Below are 20,020 nucleotides of genomic sequence, written 5' to 3'. Positions count from 1 at the left end.
AAACTAACTCATGTGGAGTAAAAGCAATGAAAACAAACACAAGCTTGATCCTCACCGTTGCCATCCTGGCGTTGTCCGGTTCCGCTTTAGCCGAAGTCAAAATCGCCCTCGTGGCGAAATCATTGGGAAATGGATTCTTCGAAGCAGCGAACGTCGGCGCGCAGGAGGCGGCCAAAGAGTTAGGCGATGTCAAAGTGATCTATACCGGCCCGACCACTACCACCGCCGAAGCGCAGATCGAAGTACTCAATGGTTTGATCGCCCAGGGGGTGGATGCGATCGCCATTTCCGCTAACGATCCCGACGCCGTGGTGCCGGTGCTGAAAAAAGCGATGCAGCGCGGTATTAAGGTGGTCTCCTGGGACTCCGGCGTCGCGCCAGCGGGCCGCCAGATCCACCTTAACCCATCCAACAATGCGCTGATTGGCGAAACCAACGTCAAGCTCGCCGCCGATGCGCTGAAGGCGCTGAACGTAGAAAAAGGCGACGTGGCGATTTTAAGCGCCACCCCCACCTCCACCAACCAGAACATCTGGATTGAGGAGATGAAAAAGGTGCTGCCGCAGTATCCGTCCGTCAATCTGGTGACCGTCGCCTACGGGGACGATCTGTCGGATAAAAGCTACCGCGAGGCGGTGGGCCTGCTGAAGTCATACCCGGATCTGAAAGTGATTGTTTCGCCTTCGTCGGTAGGGATCGTGGCCGCCGCGCAGGCGGTAAAAGATCAGGGCAAAATCGGCAAGGTCTACGTCACCGGGCTGGGGCTGCCGTCGGAAATGGCCGGGGCGATTAAATCCGGCGCCAGCAAAAGCTTCGCCATCTGGAACCCGATTGACCTCGGCTACGCCGCCACGTATCTGGCCGACGATTTAGTCAAAGGCACGGCGACCAAAACCGAAGCCAATATGGGCAAGCTGGGCAAAGTGAAGCTGGACGCCGACGGTAGCGGCGCGATGGCCGAGCCGTTCGTCTACGATGCCAGCAACATCGATAAGTTCTCAAAAATCTTCTGATCCCCCTTACCCGGCCCTCTCACCTCAAGGGAGAGGGAACAACCCCCTCCCTCGCTCTTTGGGGGAGGGTAAAGGGTAATTTTACGGAGAACTATCATGTCAGCATCCACCCCATTGCTGTCGCTGAAGGGCATCACCAAGGTTTTTCCCGGTGTGCGCGCCCTTGAAAACGTGCAGCTCGATCTGTGGCCCGGCAAAGTGACCGCTTTAATCGGCGAAAACGGCGCGGGGAAATCGACGCTGGTCAAAGTGATGACCGGCATTTATCAGCCCGAAGAGGGCGAGATTCTCTATAAAGCGATCCCTATCCAACTGCCGAACCCGGAGTCGGCGCACAAGGTCGGGATCACCGCGATTCATCAGGAAACCGTGCTGTTCGACGAACTCTCGGTCACCGAAAATATCTTCGTCGGCCAGTACCTGCACACCGGCCTGCTGAAGAAGCTCGACTGGCCCGCCATGCACCGCAAAGCCAGCGAAATTCTCACCCGCCTTGAGGTGCAGATTGACCCGCGCGCGACGCTGAAAACCCTCAGCATCGCCCAGCGCCATATGGTCGCCATTGCCCGGGCGCTCTCCTTTGAAGCCCAGGTGGTGATCCTCGATGAGCCGACCGCCGCGCTCTCGCAGCATGAAATTCTGGAGTTTTATCAAATCGTTGAGCGCCTGAAGCAGGACGGCAAAGCGATCCTGTTTATCTCGCATAAGTTCGATGAGATTTTCGAGCTGGCGGACTACTACACCATTCTGCGCGACGGCGTGTACGTCAGCTCCGGCGCGATTAACGACATCACCGAAGAGCGGATGGTGGCGATGATGGTGGGCCGCGCGATTACCCAAACCTATCCGAAAGTCGACTGTATTCCGGGAGAAACGGTGCTGGAGGTAAAAGACCTCTGCCACCCCACCGAGTTCGCCCATATCAGCTTCAGCCTGCGCAAAGGGGAGATTCTTGGCTTTTACGGCCTGGTGGGCGCCGGGCGCACCGAGCTGATGCAGGCGCTCTCCGGGGTCTCGCATCCCTCTTCCGGCGATATCGTGCTGAAGGGCAAACCGATGCGCTTTCGCCAGCCCGCCGACGCCATCAGCGCCGGTATCGTCTGCGTGCCGGAAGAGCGGCAGAAGCAGGGAGCGATTATCGCCCTGCCGATCGCCCAGAACATCAGCCTGCCGCAGCTCAGCAAACTGAACCCCGGCGGCGTGCTTAACGACGCCCGCGAATGGCGGCTGGCGGATGAGTACGCCTCGCGCCTGCAGGTTAAGGCCTTTAGCTGGCGGCAGGCAGTGGAGACCCTTTCCGGCGGCAATCAGCAAAAAGTGGTGATCGGTAAATGGCTGGCGACCCATCCCGAGGTGATTATCCTCGACGAACCGACCAAAGGCATCGATATCGGCTCCAAAGCGGCGGTGCACCAGTTTATGTCCGAACTGGTCAGCCAGGGGCTGGCGGTGATCATGGTCTCTTCGGAGCTGCCGGAAGTGATGGGTATGGCCGACCGGATTATCGTGATGCATGAAGGGCTGATGGTCGCCGAGTACCGCGCCGGTGAAGCGACGGCGGAAACCATCGTCAGCGCCGCCAGCGGCATTGGTCAGGAGGCAGCGTAATGTGGCGACAACTACTGAAACACCGCGAAGCGCTGCTGGCGGCGGTCATCATTTTGATGATCGGTGCGATCGGCAGCCGGGCGCCGTCATTCGTCTCGCCGGGCAATCTGGTGGAGATGTTTAACGACACCGCCATTCTGATCATCCTCGCCCTCGGCCAGATGATGGTGCTGCTCACCAAAGGCATCGATCTGTCGATGGCCGCCAACCTGGCGCTGACCGGGATGATCGTCGCCCTGCTCAACGCCCACTATCCGGGTATCCCGGTGGCGGCGCTGCTGGCGCTGGCGACCCTGCTGGGCCTGCTGATGGGGATGATTAACGGTCTTCTGGTCTGGCGGCTCGGTATTCCGGCCATCGTGGTCACCTTGGGCACCATGAGTATTTACCGCGGGATTATCTTCCTGCTCTCCGACGGCGGCTGGGTGAACTCGCACCAGATGAGCGCCGATTTTCTCGGCCTGCCGCGCGCCTCGCTGCTGGGGCTGCCGCTGCTGAGCTGGTGCGCCATCGCCGCGCTGCTGCTGGTGGGCTATTTCCTGCGCTACAGCCGTACCGGCCGGGCCTTGTACACCGCGGGCGGCAACGCGACGGCGGCGTACTACACCGGGATTAACGCCGGAAAAATGCAGTTTGTCAGCTTCTGCCTCTCCGGCGCGCTGGCCGGGTTCTGCGGCTATCTGTGGATCTCGCGTTTCGCCGTCGCCTATGTCGATGTCGCCAACGGTTTTGAACTGCAAGTGGTCGCCGCCTGCGTCATCGGCGGCATCAGCACCATGGGCGGGACCGGACGGGTGCTCGGCTGCCTGTGCGGCGCGCTGTTCCTCGGCGTTATCAATAACGCGCTGCCGGTGATTGGCATTTCGCCGTTCTGGCAAATGGCCATTTCCGGCGCGGTGATCGTGATTGCGGTGCTGCTTAACGAGCGCAGCAATAAGACCCACGGGCGGTTAATCCTGCGCAACGCGGCGCTGGCGCGGCAGAAACAGGCGGTGAAATCATGAGCAAAATAATGATGTCTGAAGAGATGAAAAGCGCCCCGGCCGCGCCGTCGCCGCTGCGTCGTCTGCTGTGCTGGGAAGGGTTTCTGCTGGCGGTGACCCTCGCGGTATTCGTGGTTAACGCCCTGGCGTCGCCCTACTTCCTTAATATCTGGAACCTGTCGGACGCCACGTTTAACTTCACCGAAAAAGCGATCATCGTGCTGCCGATGGCGATGTTGATTATCGCCAGAGAGATCGACCTTTCGGTGGCGTCGACGATGGCGCTGAGCTCAACGGCAATGGGCTTCTGCGCGGCGGCGGGTATGGATACGCCGCTGCTGGTGGCCGTCGGGCTGGGCGTGGGGCTGCTGTGCGGCCTGTTCAACGGTATCCTGGTGACGCGCTTTAACCTGTCGTCGATCGTCATCACCATCGGCACCATGAGCCTGTATCGCGGGATAACCTACATTCTGCTCGGCGACAAGGCGCTCAACCACTACCCGGAGAGCTTCGCCTGGTTCGGCCAGGGCTACGTATGGGGGGCGCTCTCTTTTGAGTTCGCGCTGTTTATCCTCCTCGCCGCCGCCTTTACCTTCCTGCTGCATAAAACCAACTTTGGCCGCCGGACCTACGCCATCGGCAATAACCCGACCGGGGCCTGGTTCTCTGGGATCAACGTTAAGCGCCACAATCTGATGCTGTTCGCGCTGGTCGGGCTGATGGCCGGGCTGGCGGCGGTACTGCTGACCTCGAGGCTCGGCAGCACGCGTCCGACGCTGGCGATGGGCTGGGAGCTGGCGGTCGTCACCATGGCGGTGCTCGGCGGCGTCAATATTCTCGGCGGCTCCGGCAGCATGGTGGGGGTGATTATCGCCGCCTTCCTGATGGGGCTGGTGACGTTTGGCCTGAGCCTGCTCAACGTGCCGGGGATCGTGATGTCGATCATCATCGGCGCGATGCTGATCGTGGTGATCTCGCTGCCGATTATTACCCGGCGGATGATGCAGCGAAGACGAATTTAATTTCCCCCTCATCCTCAATCCCGGAGGCGGTGCTACGCACCTGTCCGGGCTACCGGCCCACCCTGTAGCCCGGGTAAGGCGCCAGCCGCGACCCGGGGATGGGTGAGGGGAAACGGATTTCCCAAAATCAATATTAAGGAGAATTATCATGAGTTTTATGTTGGCACTGCCCAAAATCAGCCTTCACGGCGCAGGCGCAATCGGCGATATGGTCAAGCTGGTGGCGGGTAAACGCTGGGGCAAGGCGCTGATCGTCACCGACGGCCAGCTGGTGAAGCTGGGGCTGCTCGACAGCCTGTTCGCCGCTATGGATGAACAGCAGATGGCTTACCATCTGTTTGACGAGGTGTTCCCTAACCCCACCGAGGCGCTGGTGCAAAAAGGCTACGCGGCGTATTGCGAGGCCGGGTGCGATTACCTTATCGCCTTCGGCGGCGGCAGCCCGATTGATACCGCCAAAGCGGTCAAAATCCTCACCGCCAACCCGGGGCCATCGACCGCCTACTCCGGGGTCGGCAAAGTGACCAACCCCGGCGTGCCGCTGGTGGCGATCAACACGACCGCCGGAACGGCGGCGGAGATGACCAGCAATGCGGTGATCATCGACGCCGAGCGCCAGGTGAAAGAGGTGATTATCGACCCCAATATCATCCCGGATATTGCCGTCGATGACGCCAGCGTGATGCTGGATATTCCGCCCGCCATTACCGCCGCCACCGGCATGGACGCGCTGACCCACGCCATTGAAGCCTTCGTGTCCGTTGGCGCGCATCCGCTGACCGACGCCAACGCCCAGGAGGCGATTCGCCTGATCAACCTGTGGCTGCCGAAAGCCGTGGACGACGGACATAACCTTGAAGCCCGCGAGCAGATGGCGTTTGGCCAGTATCTGGCGGGCATGGCGTTTAACAGCGCCGGTCTCGGCCTGGTGCACGCGCTGGCCCATCAGCCGGGCGCCACCCACAACCTGCCGCACGGCGTGTGCAACGCCATCCTGCTGCCGATCATCGAAAACTTTAACCGCCCGAACGCCGTCTCCCGTTTCGCCCGCGTGGCGCAGGCGATGGGCGTCGATACCCGCGGCATGAGCGATGAGGCGGCCAGCATGGAGGCGATTAACGCCATCCGCGCGCTGAGCAAACGCGTCGGCATTCCGCAAGGCTTCAGCCAGCTTGGCGTTAGCAAAGCCGATATCGAAGGCTGGCTGGACAAAGCGCTGGCCGACCCGTGCGCGCCGTGCAACCCGCGCGCCGCCAGCCGCGATGAAGTCCGCGAGCTCTATCTGGAGGCCTTATGATCCGCAAAGCTTTCGTCATGCAGGTCAACCCGGACGCGCATGAAGAGTATCAGCGCCGTCATAACCCCATCTGGCCGGAGCTCGAAGCGGTGCTGAAGGCCCACGGCGCGCACCGCTACGCGATTTATCTCGATAAACAGCGCAACCTGCTGTTCGCCACGGTGGAGATTGAATCGGAAGCGCGCTGGGACGCCGTCGCCAACACGGAGGTGTGCCAGCGCTGGTGGCGCCATATGCGCGATGTGATGCCCGCCAACCCGGATAACAGCCCGGTAAGCGCGGAGCTTAAAGAGGTGTTTTATCTCGATTAAATCCATGACGGCCCCGCTGCGTTTAGCGGGGCCACCGTTTGAGGTTGAAGAGCGTTAAATCGTTCCGGGAACGGGCGTGGCCCTGAAGGCGTTTACCGCCCTGTCCATCAGCACCTGACTGTCGCTTCCGCTATCCAGTATCGTGTTTTGCGCAGAGCTCTTTTCTACCAGCACGGCGACCGCATCGAGGGCTTTTAATCTGTCCGTGGTGAGCAAGGCGCTGACCTGCGCCGCAAAACAGGCATCCTCTTCCGACGGTTGCGCCTGCGCCGCCGACGCCTCAGTTGTCGCCACGATATGGTTATTGGCAAGGTAGTTTTCCTTACCGGCAACAAGACGGATGACGATCGGCTTTATTCCCCGCGGCTTGAGATACTGGACATCGAGGGTTTCGGAAATATGATTGGCAATTATCGAGTTATTACTTCCCTCAATATACAGCAGGCCATAGGTATCATCCCGCCCATTGTCATAAGCCTGCATCGGCGGCCAGGGCTCACGATCGCGCAAGAAGTGGTTTGCCGAGATCAGATTCTCCGCGCAGTTGTTCTCCATTATCAGCATGCCTGGATAAAACGAATGGAATCGATTGCTGGTGACGCAGGAGCGTACAACGCCGGATAAGTGGACGCTGCTGGCGCCGCGCGGGAAAATATTGTTGGTAGAAATTAATAACCCGCCGAAGTTTTGCGCGTAAATGGAATAGCCTTTATAGCCTGCGCCAATCAGGTTATCGGTTATTTTTGACGCCTGCCCAGCGCCGCGGAGCTCGATACAGTTACCGCATTCGGCAATAAAGTTATTATGGATCGCCATCGCATCGCTGTTGTACGCGGTGAGGCCATGCTCGAGGTAGATGAACCCCATCCCGGTGATCCGAAAGGCGTCCTGCGCGCTGGCGATATAAATTCCAGTTTTACCGTTGGTGTAGGTATTTTCCGGGTCGTTGTTTCCCAGCCCATCATCAACAAAGTGCAGGCCATCAATACAGAAGTTTTCGAACGCGACCGAACTGATACGCGGCGCCCCGCTGCGCTTCACATAAAACGCGGCGCCGGCGTGCTCTTCATCGCCGTCCTGCGGGCAGAGATCGACCAGGATACGGCTCCCGCCCGGCCACAGATCGTGCAGGTTCGCCCATTCATCCGCAGGGGTATTAAAGCGAATACTTGAAGAGACAAAACCATGCCCGGCGCCCATTATTTTTAAATAGCTTATATCAATCAAGATCTGCGTCGTCAGATGATAATCGCCGGGCGGGATAAAAATAGCGGCGCCCGGTTTTCCACCGTCGTTGATATCGGTTTCGGTTTGCCGGGATTTAATATCGGCGATAATACTATTAATCACTTCGCCAATATCCTGATAGGGATTACCCACCGGCCACCGCGTGACGTCATAATAATTTTCAGGCACCATAAAACCTCCTTTGATATTAAATGGAAATCAATAAAAAATATTTAAATCGTAGATATATCATTGTTGAATAAAACCGATACTCTGCGCTCCCGATCATTAACCGCGGCCTTTTTCCAGCTCGCGCTTTGCCAGATCCGTTTTAATTCTTTCAAGAAAAGCGTTATTGAGCTTAAAGTAGCGCACCAGATACGCGCTGATGAAATAGCTCACCATCGGCAGCAGGGAGAACATCACGATAATGCCCTGGAGGGTCTGCGAATTTTGCTGCGGCTCATTCGCGACATAGCCGGTAAACGCCAGAATCCAGGCGACGATAGCGCCGGCCACCGCCAGCCCCATTTTCAGCATAAAAAGATTACCGGCGAAGGAGATACCGGTCAGGCGTTTACCAAATTTCCAGTCGCCGTAGTCGTCGACGTCGGACATCATTGCCCACAGAATAGGGCCAGACTGGATGAGATGCAGGACGTTAATAATGACGAACAGCGTCATCAGCGGGGTCAGCGATTGCGGATCAATAAACCACAGCGCAAACGAGAGAATACCAAGGATAATATTAATAACGCGGAACAGCGCCAGCTTATCAAAACGATCGGTAAGCGGTTTGGCAAGCACGCTGCCCAGCATATTACAGGCCACGCCCAGCGCCATAAAGAAGGTAATAAATCCGACAGACGCCTTCATCACATAGGTAGCATAATAGATGGTTACACCGCCGCGGATAAATGCCGGGAAAACGTTCAGGAAGGTAATAGAGATCATCAATAGCCACTGATCGTTTTTGATGATATCGCGCAGGTCTTTCTTTAACGACTCGTTTTGCTTCACCGACACCACCCGCTCTTTAATGCTGGAGAAGCAGAACAGGAACATTAGCGTTGCCGCGCCGCCCATAATGATCATGGTCAGTTGGAAACCGGAGGCGCGATCGCCGTTACCCAGCCAGTCCGTTAACGGCAGAATAGAGGAGGAAATAATTAATGTCGCCAGGCCATTAAGGAAAAAGCGCCAGGACAGACAGCCCATACGCTCTTTCTGATTGAGGGTAATCACGCCGCCGACCGAGCAATAGGGAATATTAATCGCGGTGTAAATCAGCGACATGACAAGGTAGGTGACCCAGGCATAGATAATCTTGCCGTTCATGCTGAGATCGGGGGTAGTAAACATCAGTACCGCGCCCAGGCCAAACGGAAACGCCATCCATAATAACCATGGGCGGAATTTACCCCAGCGCGAGACGGTGCGGTCGCAGATTGCCCCCATTAGCGGATCGCTAAAAGCGTCAAAGATACGGATAACCAGGAATAATGTGCCAACCACCCCGGCATTCAGGCCATAAACATCGGTATAAAACCACGTCAGATATAGCGCCAGGACGCTCCATATCATTCCCGACCCGGCGTCACCCATGCCGTAGCCGATCTTCTCCCTGAGCCCGAGCTTTTCATAAGCGCCTGGCTTTTCCATTGCGGTAGCAGACATAAATACACCTATTTTTTGTTAAAAGGAGCCCATGACGCTAACGTTGCGCCATTACTAAATACCTATCCCTTACAGGGAGGTAATATTAATCTTTACGCTGCTCTCGCGGATAATTAACCGGGAGACGATTTCATGCATTTCAATACTGTCCGGCTGCTGTTGATGCTTTACCATCTGGAACGCGAGGTGAGCAATTTCATTGACCGGCTGTGCCACGCTGGTAATTTTTTTGGTTTGCGCCAGCAGGGTATTATCAAAACTGGCAATAGCGATATCTTCTGGAATGGAGATACCTTTTTCTTTAAGCCCATCGATAATATAGTTGGCAGCAATATCGTTATAAACCAACAGGCATGAACAGGTACGATCTGGCTCGCTGAGCTTCTCGATAATGACATCAAGAATTTGAATATGCCCGGAAACTCTCTCACCTTCACCTTTGGTTATCCAGAACGAATTATCTTTGGCGAGCGTTAAGCCGTGGCTCGCTATTTTTTTGCTATACGACGATACCTTGCGATTATCAACGCCTTCCTGGGCAACAAAGCCAAATGAAACATGACCCGTGTGGATAAAATGTTCCGCAATGCTTTCCGCCCCTCGATCCTGATTAATCGAAACGGAATTAAAGAAGCGGGACACTTGGGTGACGATGGCGACCGGGATGCGGGTAATGGTTAACCATTCGGAAAGTTCGGCCTCCGCTTCCGTCGGTACCCATAACAAACTGTCAATGCCCATTCCCACCAGGGTATGAATAATATGTTTATCCTGCTGCGGCTGATTCTGATGCGTTTTAACGATCACCGATTTGCCAATATACCGGGCCTCTTCCTCCACTGTCGCCAGCAGTTCACAGAAGTGAGGATTCATCAGATTAGGCAACACCACGCCAATCAGCCCTGAACATTTACCGCTAAGCTGAAACGAACTCTTACTGGGCACATAGCAGAGATAATCCATCGCATCGCGTACCGCCTGCCGGGTTTCCGGCACCACGCTGGGATGATTGTTAAGCACTCGTGATACGGTCGCCGTCGAGACCCCCGCTCTTTTCGCTACGTCTTTGATCGATGCCATGATGATTGAGTACGCCCCCTAACACTGGTGCTTACTATAAATTGTGATCGCGATCGGAAATGTAAGCCAGTTCACATGTTGCTTTGTTACATGGAAGCACGTTCGGCCTTCTCAATTTAGCTGGCTGAGACAAGTTTAATCGGAAGGGCGTGTATGAAAGGGCCTCATCCTTATAATCCATGTAAACCACAACGTTGTGGATTTCATGTTCACTAAGAATGAGGCATTGGTATAATTTTTATATTATTGAAATTATTATCAATAAAAATACTATTCAATAATATGATCGTTGAATAGTTAAATAATTAGAAGAAATACTTAAAGCGCAACCGCGCGCCATAGCGATCGTCGTCATCGCTCTGGCTCAGCTTATCGTCGCTATCCAGAATAGAGTAATAGGCCCCAAGATAAATATTAAAATTCTGCATATTCATCACGTTCGGAATTTGATACGACGCGTGGATAGTATGAATATTGTAGGTACCTTCGTCTTTAATCCAGCAGTCGTTCTCGCAAATGACTCCAGCATAATCGCTGATTTTGTTATGCGCGTAGATATAGCCCAGTTCGAAGCGCCGCCACAGCGCGTTCACCCCGGTGGTAAAATCTTTTTCGTTGCTGGCATCCATATAAGCGGTGTTCAGGTTCACCACCACGCCGTTATCCGGGTCGCTCTTCAGGCCGTTCCAGGTCATAGTCAGGCCATAACCTGTGCGGCCGGACTGATCGACGAAGTTGCCCTGCGCATCGTGATAGCCATAGGCGTTTTGCACCACGTTCGCTTCCATGGCCGCCGCCACGGACACTTCGTCCTTCGCCCAGGAGACCACCGGGCGCAGGTAAGCGACGTTCTTTTTCTGATCCATATCGCGACCGTGGTAACCGCCGTCGTTATACAGCGAAGTGCCGTCTTCCAACAAAGTGTTGAGCTCAAAATACCAGTTATCAAGCTGCTTGCTTAGCAGGAAGTTGCCGCCTGCGTCAGAACGCCCGCGCCCCTCTTTCATCATATAGATATAGCCATGACCGTCGCTATACAGGTCGTTGGCGGTATTGCCGGAGTGCTCGACAAAGGTATCCTGATTTAGCGGGAACATGTCGTAAGCTTCAAAACGCCCCACCTTAACCTTCCAGTCATTTTCCTGACCAAAGAAGAACGCGGCATCATCAAGATTCATCGAACCAGTCATATCCGCCAGCGGTTGGACGGTGAACCCGGCAAAATAGCCGCTGTCCGTTTTACGCATACCATCGAAGCCGAGCAGGATACGACCGTTTAAATCCCAGTTCTCGTAGGTTGGGTCGCTACCAACATCAGCGTTAGTCATCGCCAGCAAGCCACGTTTGCTTTCCGCATCCATATTGAATTCCACGTCACCGTAGATTTTCAGATCGCCATAGCCCGTTAATTTCAACTCCGGCGCGGTCATATTCTTTTTACTCTCTGCAGCCGGAGCCACGCTTTTAACCGCTACGCTGGTTTGTGCCGCCTGAATAGCGGCATCCTGTTGCGTCTGTAAATTCCGAACCTGCTCTTCCGCTACCGTCGCCCGATTCTCAGCGGCGGCAAGCCGCGCTTCCAGTTGTTCCATACGCTGTTCAAGAGTCAGGTGATTATTTTTTGCTACCGCTGAACCCGTTATTAAAGACAAACCCATGGCTATCGATAATGCTTTTTTATTCATTTTTATTTTCCGGAGGTAAAAGAGGGCCAGGTGAGTCATAAACTCACCCGTATTTATTTTTTGTTTTTTATATCAGGCAGATTTTTCTATTTTATTTTGGCTATTCACCCCGCAAACAGTTGATATTTATTCTTATCCTCATCGCTAATTTCTCTTAATATCCGACAAGGGACGCCAGCAGCGACGACATTCGCTGGTATTGAGCGATTCACCACACTTCCGGCGCCGATAACCGAGTTTTTACCAATAGTGACCCCAGGGTTGATAATCACCCCGGTGCCAAGCCATACGCCATCCTCGATGATAACCGGCTGCGAGAATTGCTGCTGGGTGTGGCGCAGATCCGGATGAACCGGATGGCCCGCGGTGGAAATAGTCACGTTGGGCGCAAACATCACGTTATTGCCGATGATAATGTCGGCATCATCAACCAGCGTCAGGTTGAAGTTGGCGTAAAAATTATCGCCGATAGTGGTGTGAGTTCCGTAGGCAATATTAATCGGCGGTTCTATCCAGCACGCTTTACCGACGCTGGCAAACATGCGTCGAATAATATCGTCTCTTAATTCCTGATTAAAAGGATGCGAGTGATTGTACTCATAGGCCCGCGCCTTGCCCATCAGCCGCTGTTCCGGTAAACCATATCCTGAATCAAGATAGAGCTCGCCGCTGTTCATTCTTGCTTTCATATCCATAGTGCAAATTTTCCTCATCTCTCCAGCACATCCCTGTGCATTATCGACCTGTTTTCTAAACCGTCATGGCGTTATCGCGCATCTTTTCCGACGTAGCCTTGCCCGATAAGGTAAAGGCGGATATCAAGGTGACGGTCAGGGCGATGCCGCCAAGGATCATATAGGTATCCTGGAAGCCGATACGGTCATACATATTTCCGGCAAAAGCGGAGAGAAAAATCGCCGCCACCTGTTTGGAAAACTGGAAGCCGACCAGGTAAATCGTCGCCGACAGCCGAACGTCAAACACGCCAGTAATGTACTTAAACGCCCCCACCAGCAGGAACGGGACCTCCAGCGCATGGAGCATTTTCAGCGCCACCACTTCAGCGGCCGTCGTGGCGAACGATGAGCCGATCATCCTCGCCGCCATCACCATCCCGGCAATCAGCAGCGTATTCTTCGCGCCGATGCGGTTAATAATCCACGGCGAGCTGAACATGATAATCGCGTTGCATATTTCCCCGGCGGTGGTCGCGAAACCAAAGGCGCGGGTGCCCGATTCCGGCGTGGCGAAGAAAGATTTAAAGAAGGTGGCAAACTGCTGGTCAAAGACGTCATATACGCAGGCGACGCCGATAACGTAGAGAATAAACATCCACATTTTGCGCTGACGGAACATGCGCACGGCGGTTTTTAAATCGACCGATGATCGGTTAGCGCCCAGCGAGTCCATCACCTGCGCGGTCTGGCTGGCCTGCGGTTTCGCGATAGCCACCAGTACGACCAGCACCAGCGCGGCGGCTGACCCCATCCAGAACACCCACTCGGGGTTAACGCTGAATAGCATCCCCGCCGTGGTAGCGCACAGCGCCCAGCCGAGGCAGCCAAAAGTCCGCGCCTTGCCGTATTCAAACCCGCTGTTGCGGCTCACACGCTCAATATAGGCTTCCATCGCCCCGGCGCCGGCGGAGAAAACAAAGCCGATGTAGGCCCCGCCGCTCAGTGCCCCGAGCCAGATATTGGTTTTCAGCAGCGGCGCAAAGACATAGAGGAAAAAGGGGGCGATCAGCACCAGCAGCACGGTCACGATCCACATCAGATGCTTTTTCAGCCCCAGCTTATCGGAGATCACGCCCAGTATCGGCTGAAAGCAGATAGCGAACAGCGACAGGCTGGAGAAAACAATACCGGTCTCGGTTTTATTCAGGCCGATGACGTCCGATAGCCAGATCGGCAAAAACGGAAAGCAGGTGGCCATAATGAAAAAGTAGAGAAAGAAGAACAGCCCGAAAATCCAGAAATTGGGGTTGTTTTTATGGGTACAGACGGTCGGGTTCATTGTGTACTCCTCAAAAAGGGCCGACGCGCGGCCCGTTACCATCACACGCGTTGCAGGCCAATCAAAATGGCGCTTTCCGGGTCGAGGATTGGCAGCGCCAGCCCCGCCTGTTGTAACCACTCGCCGCTTACGGTCTGCGGTGTCGTCATCCATTCCGGCAGCTTACGCATCGTATGGCCGCCCTCTCCCGTAATCTGGATATCGGGATGGTCGAGAAGCGTCACCCGGTAGCGGGCTCCCGCTTCCAGTCCCGCCACGCGCAGCGGCGCCATCAGGGTGTAGTCCGGCATCGCCAGCTGACTGACGAGGAAAATCGCCTGGCTCTTATCCTCACTCACCACGCCGTGCGCGAGGGTTGTGGCGTCCGGCATATCGATACGCCACTGCACGCCGTGATGAATAACATCGCGCCACTGCTTGTGTAGCGCCGCGTATTTGCGGTAACCCGCGCGCTCTTGCTCATCGGCGCTCACCGGATCCAGCTCAAGCCCCATATGGCCGAACAGCGCCGTCAGGCCGCGGAAAGCGATACTGTGCTGGCGGAAAGTGGCGTGACAGCGGCGGTTGCCGATGTGCGCGCCCATCACTTCCGGTGGGAAGAAGTAGCTCATGCCGCGCTGAATGGTGTTGCGCTCGAGGGCATCGTTATTGTCGGAAGCCCAGAAGCGATGGCTGCGCTTCAGCACTTCATAATCGATACGCCCGCCGCCGGAGGAGCAGGACTCAAATTCAATATGCGGGAAGCGGGCCACCAGCGTATCCAGCAGGCGATAGAACTGGCGAGTTTGCGCATCGGCCGCGGCTTTACCGTTATGCGCAGGCTGCACCAGCTCGCGGTTCATATCCCACTTCACATAGTCCACGGCGTGCTCGCCCAGCAGCCAGCTCATCCGTTCCAGCAGATAATCAAAGGCTTCCGGGATATTCAGGTTCAGGACAAACTGATGCCGTCCGGGGATCGGCGTATAGCCCGGCAGCGCCAGCACCCAGTCGGGATGCGCGCGGTATAAATCGGAGTTCGGGTTGATCATCTCTGGCTCAACCCAGATGCCGAACTCCATCCCCAGCGACTTCACGTGGTCGATAACCGGGGTCAGACCGTCAGGATATTTTTCTTCATCGAGATACCAGTCGCCGAGCGCCGCCCAGTCGTCGTTGCGCCCTTTAAACCAGCCGTCGTCGATGATAAAGCGCTCTACGCCCAACCCCGCCGCCTCATCCGCCATGCGCATGATGTACTGCGGGTCGTGGTCAAAATAGATCCCTTCCCAGGTGTTGAGATGCACCGGGCGCGCCTTGTTGTCCGGGAAGCGAATAATCTGTTCGCGCAAATAGCGGTGGAACTGCTGGCTCATGCCGTTCAGCCCTTGCGCTGAATAGCTGGCGTAGAGGTTCGGCGTCCACAGCGTTTCCCCTTCCGCCAGCGCCATTTCGCCCGCCAGATAGAGCGCTTCCGCCTGCAGGTAGCGCCGCCCGTCGGTTTTCACTTCCGCCCGCAGGCGGTGGTTACCGCTCCAGCCCAGGTGCACGCCCCACACTTCGCCCTGCATCTCGCTAAAGGCGCGGCTGCCGGTAATCAGCGCCGGAAAATGTTCGTGAGAGGTGCGTCCGCGGCGGTTTTCCAGCACAAAGCTGTCGTGTTCCAGAATGAGACGATGGGGCTGGAATTCGCGGATCCAGCGGCCATGAAAGGCCATCACTTCGCGGGCGCGTTCGGCGACCGGCAGCGTGACGGCCAGGCGATCCACCTGCCACGTCTGCGGGCGCAGGTTGGTTAAGCCATGGCGCACGCTCAGCACGCCGCTGCTATCAAGCTGGATTTCACTGCATAACCGCAGGCCAGCCTGCGCGTCTTCGCTGAAGAGAGTAACCTTCTGCCCGTCCTGCACCACCTCGGTGGTGGTGAACATCGGCGAGGCATCCAGCCCCTGGCGGTGGCCCTCAATACCCGGCGCGCCAAACAGACCGTGCCCCAGTTCGGCCATCAAGGTCACCGGGGAATCGACATCGAGGCGACCGTTGGCCACCGGGCGGGCGATGCTGGCGGCATCCTGCGGCGAAAAGTGGCTTAAATGCGGCCCCCAGTAGATAATTTCGGCGAACGGATGGGTTTTGATCACCACGTCGGCCACTGCGCTTTGCAGGCGTAAAATCGAATCAGACATTAGACATCTCCACAACAAGGAATGTCTTACTGTTGATCCGAAACGTTTCGGACGCCAACCAAAACGTTTCGGATCCGTGATCGAGTTCAGGAAATTAATCTGACGGGCGGGAAATCAGGCGGTTTCGCCGGAGATAAATTCAGGCTGCCAGAGCACCTGGAGCGAGGCGAGATCGTCACCGGCGATTAAGCGGCGAACCATGCTGGCTATCTGGCGACCCACACCCTGGCGGGTGGATTGAATCACCGCGCCAACCGGAGTTTCAATGATGCTATCCTGCGGTAAACCGTCGTAAACCACTAATGCAACACGGTTATCGCCAGTCAGACGCCCCAGTTGAGCCAGGGCCATCGCCGCGCCGTCGCCGTGAGTGTTGCAATCGGTGACAATCGCCGTTGGCGGTTCGGGCAAGCGCAGCAGCTCCATGGTTGCCTGAAACCCGCCGCGGCGGGTGGGCGGCACGCTGCGCAGCCAGGTATCCGCCAGGCCCGCTTCGCGCAGCGCCTGCAGATAACCGTTGCGGCGCTGGGTAATAAAAGCCTGATTGTTATTTTCGCTCAGCAGCGCGATGCGTCGGTGCCCCTGGCTAATCAGGTGGCGGGTGGCGCGATACGTTCCCGCCTGGTTATCGAAATCAAACCAGGCGTAGGGCTGCGGCAGGCGGCTGCGGCCCAGCGCCAGAAAAGGAAAGCCGGCGGAGAGCAGTTGAATCAGGCGCGGGTCGTCATCGAGCGTATGCGCGACGATCAGCGCATCGACGCGGCGGCTCTGCACCATACGCATATAGCCGTGCTTATCGGCCTGTTCATCGTCGGCAATCAGCAGTAAATCAATCTCGTAGCGCGCCAGTTCGTGGCTGATTTCACCCACCATTTCGAGAAAGACGTTGTTATTCAGCGGCGCGGGGCGCACGGGGAAAACGAGGCCGACGGCGTCGATTTTGCCCATCTTCAGGCGACGAGCGAAAGTATTGGGGCGATATCCGCGGCGCTGGGCTTCCGCTTCCACGCGGGCGCGCGTCTCCTGCGACACGTCGTCATAGCCGTTTAACGCGCGGCTGACGGTCGTTACCGAGATCCCAAGTTCTTTAGCAATGGCTTTCAGCGACATAGGTATGCCTGTCTTCGCGGAAGAATGCGGCTAGTGTCCCGCAATACGGGCATGGCGTCCAGCAACAGCGACAAAGCGCCATTCGGCGCTTTGTCCTGAGGAAAAACTACTGCGCCAGCGGTTTACGCACAAAGAAGCCATAGAGACAGGCGCCAAGGAACAGCAGGCAGCCGCCGAGAATAAAGACATTGGTGAACTGACCGGTAGCATCAAGGATAATCCCCGTGATCACCGGCGCCAGCGCTGCACCGAGAAAACCGCCAAAGTTCTGGATCGCACCGAGAGAAGCGACCTGCTCTTTGGGCGCCATATCCGCCGCCAGCGCCCAAATAACCCCGGACGGCATTTGTGAGCAGAAATAGCCCAGCGTCAGTAGCGTAATCGCGGTACCGCTGTTGCTGACAAACGGAATTGGCATCACAAAACAGGCCGCCATTGCCGCCCCCACCACAATAGGCACCTTCCGCGCCGTTACCGCATTAATCCCTCTACGCACCAGACGGTCAGAGAGCATCCCGCCGCAAAGGACGCCAAGAATACCGGCAAAGAATGGAATCGAGGCAATAAAGCCCGTCTGCTTCAGGCTGAATCCCAGCGACGTTTCCAGATAACCCGGCAGCCACGTCAGATAAACCCAGATAGTAAACATGATGCAGAAGTTGCCGGAGATCATGAACCAGGTCGTTTTATTGCGAAACAGCTCGCCCCAGCTAACCTGTGGCTTATCGGCCTCAGCCATCACCACCTTACCGGTGTGGATCAGCATCGCTTCCCGCGCATCCGGATCGCGATAAAACTTCAGCCACGCCAGAATCAACGGTATACCCAGCAGACCCACGGCGATAAACATCCCGCGCCAGCCAACCCACAGCAGCAGAAGCGTCAGCAGCGGCGGCGCGATGGCGTTAGCGATTTGCGAACCCGTATTGATGATCGATGTCGGCAGGCCGCGCTCTTTATCCGAAAACCAGCTTTGGGTGATCTTGATACCAGAGGTAAAGAACGGCGACTCTGCCACCCCCAGCAGCACCCGCAGGCCGTAGAAGAAACTATAGGTATTCACAAATCCCATCAGAAAGGTCACGGCAGACCATAGCGTCAGCGCGCCGGTGAACATCTTCTTTGGGCCGAAACGGTCGACCAGCCAGCCGGCCGGCAGGTTTGCCAGCGCATAAGGCCAGAGAAACGCCGATAGCAGCAGACCCATCTCGGTTCCGGAGAAACCAAACTCCTTCGAAATGGTGGTATTAGCAATACTCAGGTTGGCGCGGTCAAGATAGTTCACCACCGCAGCCAGCAGCAAAATCAAAATAATCCCCCAGCGCCGGCGAGAGAGTTTCGGCGGCTCGATTACCGCCGAGGAAGTCTGATTCACGGTGCTCATGCCGATACCTCCAGTAATGCGCGATCGATTTTGATGACCGCTTTGCGCAGATGGCTAACACCACCGCCCAGAGGATGGCAGCAGGGGCGATGAATATCTTCCGGGAAGAAAATCGCGAACATACCGGGGGTTAACGTTACCTGCGTCTCCGCTTCTTCTACCCGCCAGAACATGATGTCCTGCTGCGGCGTTCGATCATCCACAACGGTATGCAGACCGCTTTCCACGCGGCTGACGCCCATACGCTCATGGCCTGAAATCAGGTACTGAATATCGATAAACTGACGGTGCGATTCCGGACGAGCCTCGGCAAAAGGCATGCTATCCATCTCCTGTAGCAGGCAAAAGAGTCGGTCAGGGATCAGGTCGATTTTTCCCAGCGTGAAATCCTTAAAATCTTGCTCTGCAAGAAAAGCCAGCGCCTGGCGAATAACCGGATGATAAGCCATCGACTGTGCGGGCCATGCCTTCAGACTGGTTACGATCATAATGGCATCCTCCGCTTAGCCCACGATACGCTGACGCCACTGTTCGGTTCCGGCGCGAATCTGGTCGAGAATCACCGTCAGCCCCCAGTACTTATTCAGCACATCATCTTTATTAACCCGGCAGGTGATACTGTCGAAAGTCCCCAGACGCTGATGGTAAATTTTGGCGTTTTTCGGATAGCCCAGCGTTTCGCTCACCGCCCCCAGAGAGAGGAAAATCGCCAGTTCATCGGCCAGTGCGCGTTGGTTTTTCCCTTCTCGCCACAGCCAGCTATATAGTTCAGGGTGGAAGTTGGTAAACACACCGCTAAAGCCCTGTGAGCCCGCCAAAATCGCTGGCCAGGCAATCGCCGCGTTGGCGTTAATGACGTTGAGCGGCGTGCCCTGCGCCAGACGTACGCGACGTTCAACGGTCGGTAGATCGCAGCTCACATCCTTCAGCACAACGAAGCGCCCGCTATTGGCGCACCATGTAAATTCATCATCGGTAAGCAATCGGCGATAAGGCGCCGGACACTCGTAAAGGCCGAGCGGTAGCGAGGCTGGCAGCGTTTCCAGCAACGTGTTCAGCACTGCATAGAAAACGTCGCTCCCCTCATTACGCGGATCGAGATGGTTAGTCACCAGCACCAGGGCATCAATACCGGTCTGCGCCATCGCCAGCAGCTCGGCTTTTTGCGCTTCAATATCATCACTGATATGGCCAGAAGCGATAACGGGAATGCGGCCGTTAACGCGCTGTACCACAAAACGCGCCAGCTCAACGCGTTCTTCTAAGGAAAGGAACTGCATTTCGCTTGATTGACAGACGGCAAACAGCGCATCAACGCCCTTCTCCAGATACCAGTCGATTAATTTCGCCAGCGCCGGATAATCTATCCGTTCGTCAGCGGCAAATGGCGTCAGCATTACTGGGACAATACCGTTAATCGTTTTCATATTGTTTTTTCCTGA

17 protein-coding genes are annotated in these 20,020 nt (G+C 56.1%); 6 read left to right on the top strand and 11 right to left on the bottom strand.

The window, feature by feature from the left end; translation table 11 throughout:
- Positions 1 to 26: 26 nt before the first annotated feature.
- The 6 genes from rhaS to rhaM all read left to right on the top strand — a co-directional run bounded on the left by rhaS (position 27) and on the right by rhaM (position 6,234).
- Positions 27 to 1,013 carry a rhamnose ABC transporter substrate-binding protein gene (gene rhaS, locus BWI76_RS00665; RefSeq protein ID WP_004127197.1) on the top strand — a complete coding sequence of 329 codons (987 nt, stop codon included), beginning with the start codon at positions 27 to 29 and terminating at the stop codon, positions 1,011 to 1,013.
- 96 nt (positions 1,014 to 1,109) lie between these two features.
- Positions 1,110 to 2,621 (top strand): sugar ABC transporter ATP-binding protein, encoded by a 1,512-nt coding sequence (locus BWI76_RS00660; RefSeq protein ID WP_004870623.1) that lies wholly within the window; start codon positions 1,110 to 1,112, stop codon positions 2,619 to 2,621.
- Positions 2,621 to 3,625: an ABC transporter permease gene (locus BWI76_RS00655; RefSeq protein WP_004870625.1), complete on the top strand. Its 1,005-nt coding sequence runs from the start codon at positions 2,621 to 2,623 to the stop codon at positions 3,623 to 3,625. The genes BWI76_RS00660 and BWI76_RS00655 overlap by 1 nt, the downstream gene beginning before the upstream one ends.
- Entirely contained in the window at positions 3,622 to 4,626 is a 1,005-nt protein-coding gene (locus tag BWI76_RS00650; protein WP_004870627.1) for an ABC transporter permease, read from the top strand. Before BWI76_RS00655 ends, BWI76_RS00650 begins: the two co-directional genes overlap by 4 nt.
- 148 nt (positions 4,627 to 4,774) lie before the next feature.
- Positions 4,775 to 5,923 carry a lactaldehyde reductase gene (gene fucO, locus BWI76_RS00645; protein WP_004870629.1) on the top strand — a complete coding sequence of 383 codons (1,149 nt, stop codon included), beginning with the start codon at positions 4,775 to 4,777 and terminating at the stop codon, positions 5,921 to 5,923.
- Complete coding sequence (rhaM, locus tag BWI76_RS00640) at positions 5,920 to 6,234, top strand: L-rhamnose mutarotase (RefSeq protein ID WP_004870631.1); 315 nt, start codon at positions 5,920 to 5,922, stop codon at positions 6,232 to 6,234. The genes fucO and rhaM overlap by 4 nt, the downstream gene beginning before the upstream one ends.
- A 54-nt stretch (positions 6,235 to 6,288) precedes the next feature.
- Here the strand turns inward: rhaM and BWI76_RS00635 are convergent, their stop codons facing one another.
- The 11 genes from BWI76_RS00635 to BWI76_RS00585 form a co-directional block, all read right to left on the bottom strand.
- Positions 6,289 to 7,653: a right-handed parallel beta-helix repeat-containing protein gene (locus BWI76_RS00635; RefSeq protein WP_004870633.1), complete on the bottom strand. Its 1,365-nt coding sequence runs from the start codon at positions 7,651 to 7,653 to the stop codon at positions 6,289 to 6,291.
- Between the two features lie 96 nt (positions 7,654 to 7,749).
- A complete protein-coding gene (locus BWI76_RS00630) occupies positions 7,750 to 9,138 on the bottom strand; it encodes a glycoside-pentoside-hexuronide (GPH):cation symporter (protein ID WP_004870634.1) in 1,389 nt (462 codons plus the stop codon).
- 69 nt (positions 9,139 to 9,207) lie between these two features.
- On the bottom strand, positions 9,208 to 10,218 hold the full coding sequence (locus tag BWI76_RS00625; protein WP_024360586.1) for a LacI family DNA-binding transcriptional regulator: 1,011 nt from the start codon (positions 10,216 to 10,218) through the stop codon (positions 9,208 to 9,210).
- A gap of 305 nt (positions 10,219 to 10,523) precedes the next feature.
- Positions 10,524 to 11,903 (bottom strand): carbohydrate porin, encoded by a 1,380-nt coding sequence (locus tag BWI76_RS00620; RefSeq protein WP_004870638.1) that lies wholly within the window; start codon positions 11,901 to 11,903, stop codon positions 10,524 to 10,526.
- A 104-nt stretch (positions 11,904 to 12,007) separates the two neighbouring features.
- Positions 12,008 to 12,598 carry a maltose acetyltransferase domain-containing protein gene (locus BWI76_RS00615; protein WP_004870640.1) on the bottom strand — a complete coding sequence of 197 codons (591 nt, stop codon included), beginning with the start codon at positions 12,596 to 12,598 and terminating at the stop codon, positions 12,008 to 12,010.
- A gap of 55 nt (positions 12,599 to 12,653) precedes the next feature.
- On the bottom strand, positions 12,654 to 13,919 hold the full coding sequence (locus BWI76_RS00610) for an MFS transporter (protein WP_004870643.1): 1,266 nt from the start codon (positions 13,917 to 13,919) through the stop codon (positions 12,654 to 12,656).
- A 41-nt stretch (positions 13,920 to 13,960) separates the two neighbouring features.
- Positions 13,961 to 16,084, bottom strand: coding sequence for an alpha-galactosidase (locus tag BWI76_RS00605; protein WP_004870644.1), 2,124 nt, complete (start codon positions 16,082 to 16,084; stop codon positions 13,961 to 13,963).
- Between the two features lie 114 nt (positions 16,085 to 16,198).
- Positions 16,199 to 17,194 carry a substrate-binding domain-containing protein gene (locus BWI76_RS00600; protein WP_004870647.1) on the bottom strand — a complete coding sequence of 332 codons (996 nt, stop codon included), beginning with the start codon at positions 17,192 to 17,194 and terminating at the stop codon, positions 16,199 to 16,201.
- Positions 17,195 to 17,300: 106 nt separating this feature from the next.
- Complete coding sequence (locus tag BWI76_RS00595; protein WP_004870648.1) at positions 17,301 to 18,578, bottom strand: MFS transporter; 1,278 nt, start codon at positions 18,576 to 18,578, stop codon at positions 17,301 to 17,303.
- Entirely contained in the window at positions 18,575 to 19,066 is a 492-nt protein-coding gene (locus BWI76_RS00590; RefSeq protein ID WP_004870649.1) for a YhcH/YjgK/YiaL family protein, read from the bottom strand. Before BWI76_RS00590 ends, BWI76_RS00595 begins: the two co-directional genes overlap by 4 nt.
- Positions 19,067 to 19,081: 15 nt before the next feature.
- The gene (locus tag BWI76_RS00585) at positions 19,082 to 20,005 is read right to left on the bottom strand and encodes a dihydrodipicolinate synthase family protein (protein ID WP_024360591.1); all 924 of its coding nucleotides are present in this window, start codon (positions 20,003 to 20,005) and stop codon (positions 19,082 to 19,084) included.
- Between the last annotated feature and the right edge of the window lie 15 nt (positions 20,006 to 20,020).

It is taken from the genome of Klebsiella sp. M5al (genome assembly GCF_002090195.1).
Classification (GTDB): Bacteria; Pseudomonadota; Gammaproteobacteria; order Enterobacterales; family Enterobacteriaceae; genus Klebsiella; species Klebsiella grimontii.
The sequence above is the reverse complement of the archived record's forward strand: the minus strand, read 5'-3'. Positions and strand labels throughout refer to the sequence as shown.

What these genes read in the sequence shown, in the direction of transcription:
- BWI76_RS00610 (WP_004870643.1), bottom strand. Translation starts at nt 13,919, where the DNA reads ATGAACCCGACCGTCTGTACCCATAAAAACAACCCCAATTTCTGGATT.
- fucO (WP_004870629.1), top strand. Translation starts at nt 4,775, where the DNA reads ATGAGTTTTATGTTGGCACTGCCCAAAATCAGCCTTCACGGCGCAGGC.
- BWI76_RS00655 (WP_004870625.1), top strand. Translation starts at nt 2,621, where the DNA reads ATGTGGCGACAACTACTGAAACACCGCGAAGCGCTGCTGGCGGCGGTC.
- BWI76_RS00595 (WP_004870648.1), bottom strand. Translation starts at nt 18,578, where the DNA reads ATGAGCACCGTGAATCAGACTTCCTCGGCGGTAATCGAGCCGCCGAAA.
- BWI76_RS00660 (WP_004870623.1), top strand. Translation starts at nt 1,110, where the DNA reads ATGTCAGCATCCACCCCATTGCTGTCGCTGAAGGGCATCACCAAGGTT.
- BWI76_RS00630 (WP_004870634.1), bottom strand. Translation starts at nt 9,138, where the DNA reads ATGTCTGCTACCGCAATGGAAAAGCCAGGCGCTTATGAAAAGCTCGGG.
- BWI76_RS00590 (WP_004870649.1), bottom strand. Translation starts at nt 19,066, where the DNA reads ATGATCGTAACCAGTCTGAAGGCATGGCCCGCACAGTCGATGGCTTAT.
- BWI76_RS00585 (WP_024360591.1), bottom strand. Translation starts at nt 20,005, where the DNA reads ATGAAAACGATTAACGGTATTGTCCCAGTAATGCTGACGCCATTTGCC.
- BWI76_RS00615 (WP_004870640.1), bottom strand. Translation starts at nt 12,598, where the DNA reads ATGGATATGAAAGCAAGAATGAACAGCGGCGAGCTCTATCTTGATTCA.
- BWI76_RS00620 (WP_004870638.1), bottom strand. Translation starts at nt 11,903, where the DNA reads ATGAATAAAAAAGCATTATCGATAGCCATGGGTTTGTCTTTAATAACG.
- BWI76_RS00650 (WP_004870627.1), top strand. Translation starts at nt 3,622, where the DNA reads ATGAGCAAAATAATGATGTCTGAAGAGATGAAAAGCGCCCCGGCCGCG.
- BWI76_RS00600 (WP_004870647.1), bottom strand. Translation starts at nt 17,194, where the DNA reads ATGTCGCTGAAAGCCATTGCTAAAGAACTTGGGATCTCGGTAACGACC.
- rhaM (WP_004870631.1), top strand. Translation starts at nt 5,920, where the DNA reads ATGATCCGCAAAGCTTTCGTCATGCAGGTCAACCCGGACGCGCATGAA.
- rhaS (WP_004127197.1), top strand. Translation starts at nt 27, where the DNA reads ATGAAAACAAACACAAGCTTGATCCTCACCGTTGCCATCCTGGCGTTG.
- BWI76_RS00625 (WP_024360586.1), bottom strand. Translation starts at nt 10,218, where the DNA reads ATGGCATCGATCAAAGACGTAGCGAAAAGAGCGGGGGTCTCGACGGCG.
- BWI76_RS00605 (WP_004870644.1), bottom strand. Translation starts at nt 16,084, where the DNA reads ATGTCTGATTCGATTTTACGCCTGCAAAGCGCAGTGGCCGACGTGGTG.
- BWI76_RS00635 (WP_004870633.1), bottom strand. Translation starts at nt 7,653, where the DNA reads ATGGTGCCTGAAAATTATTATGACGTCACGCGGTGGCCGGTGGGTAAT.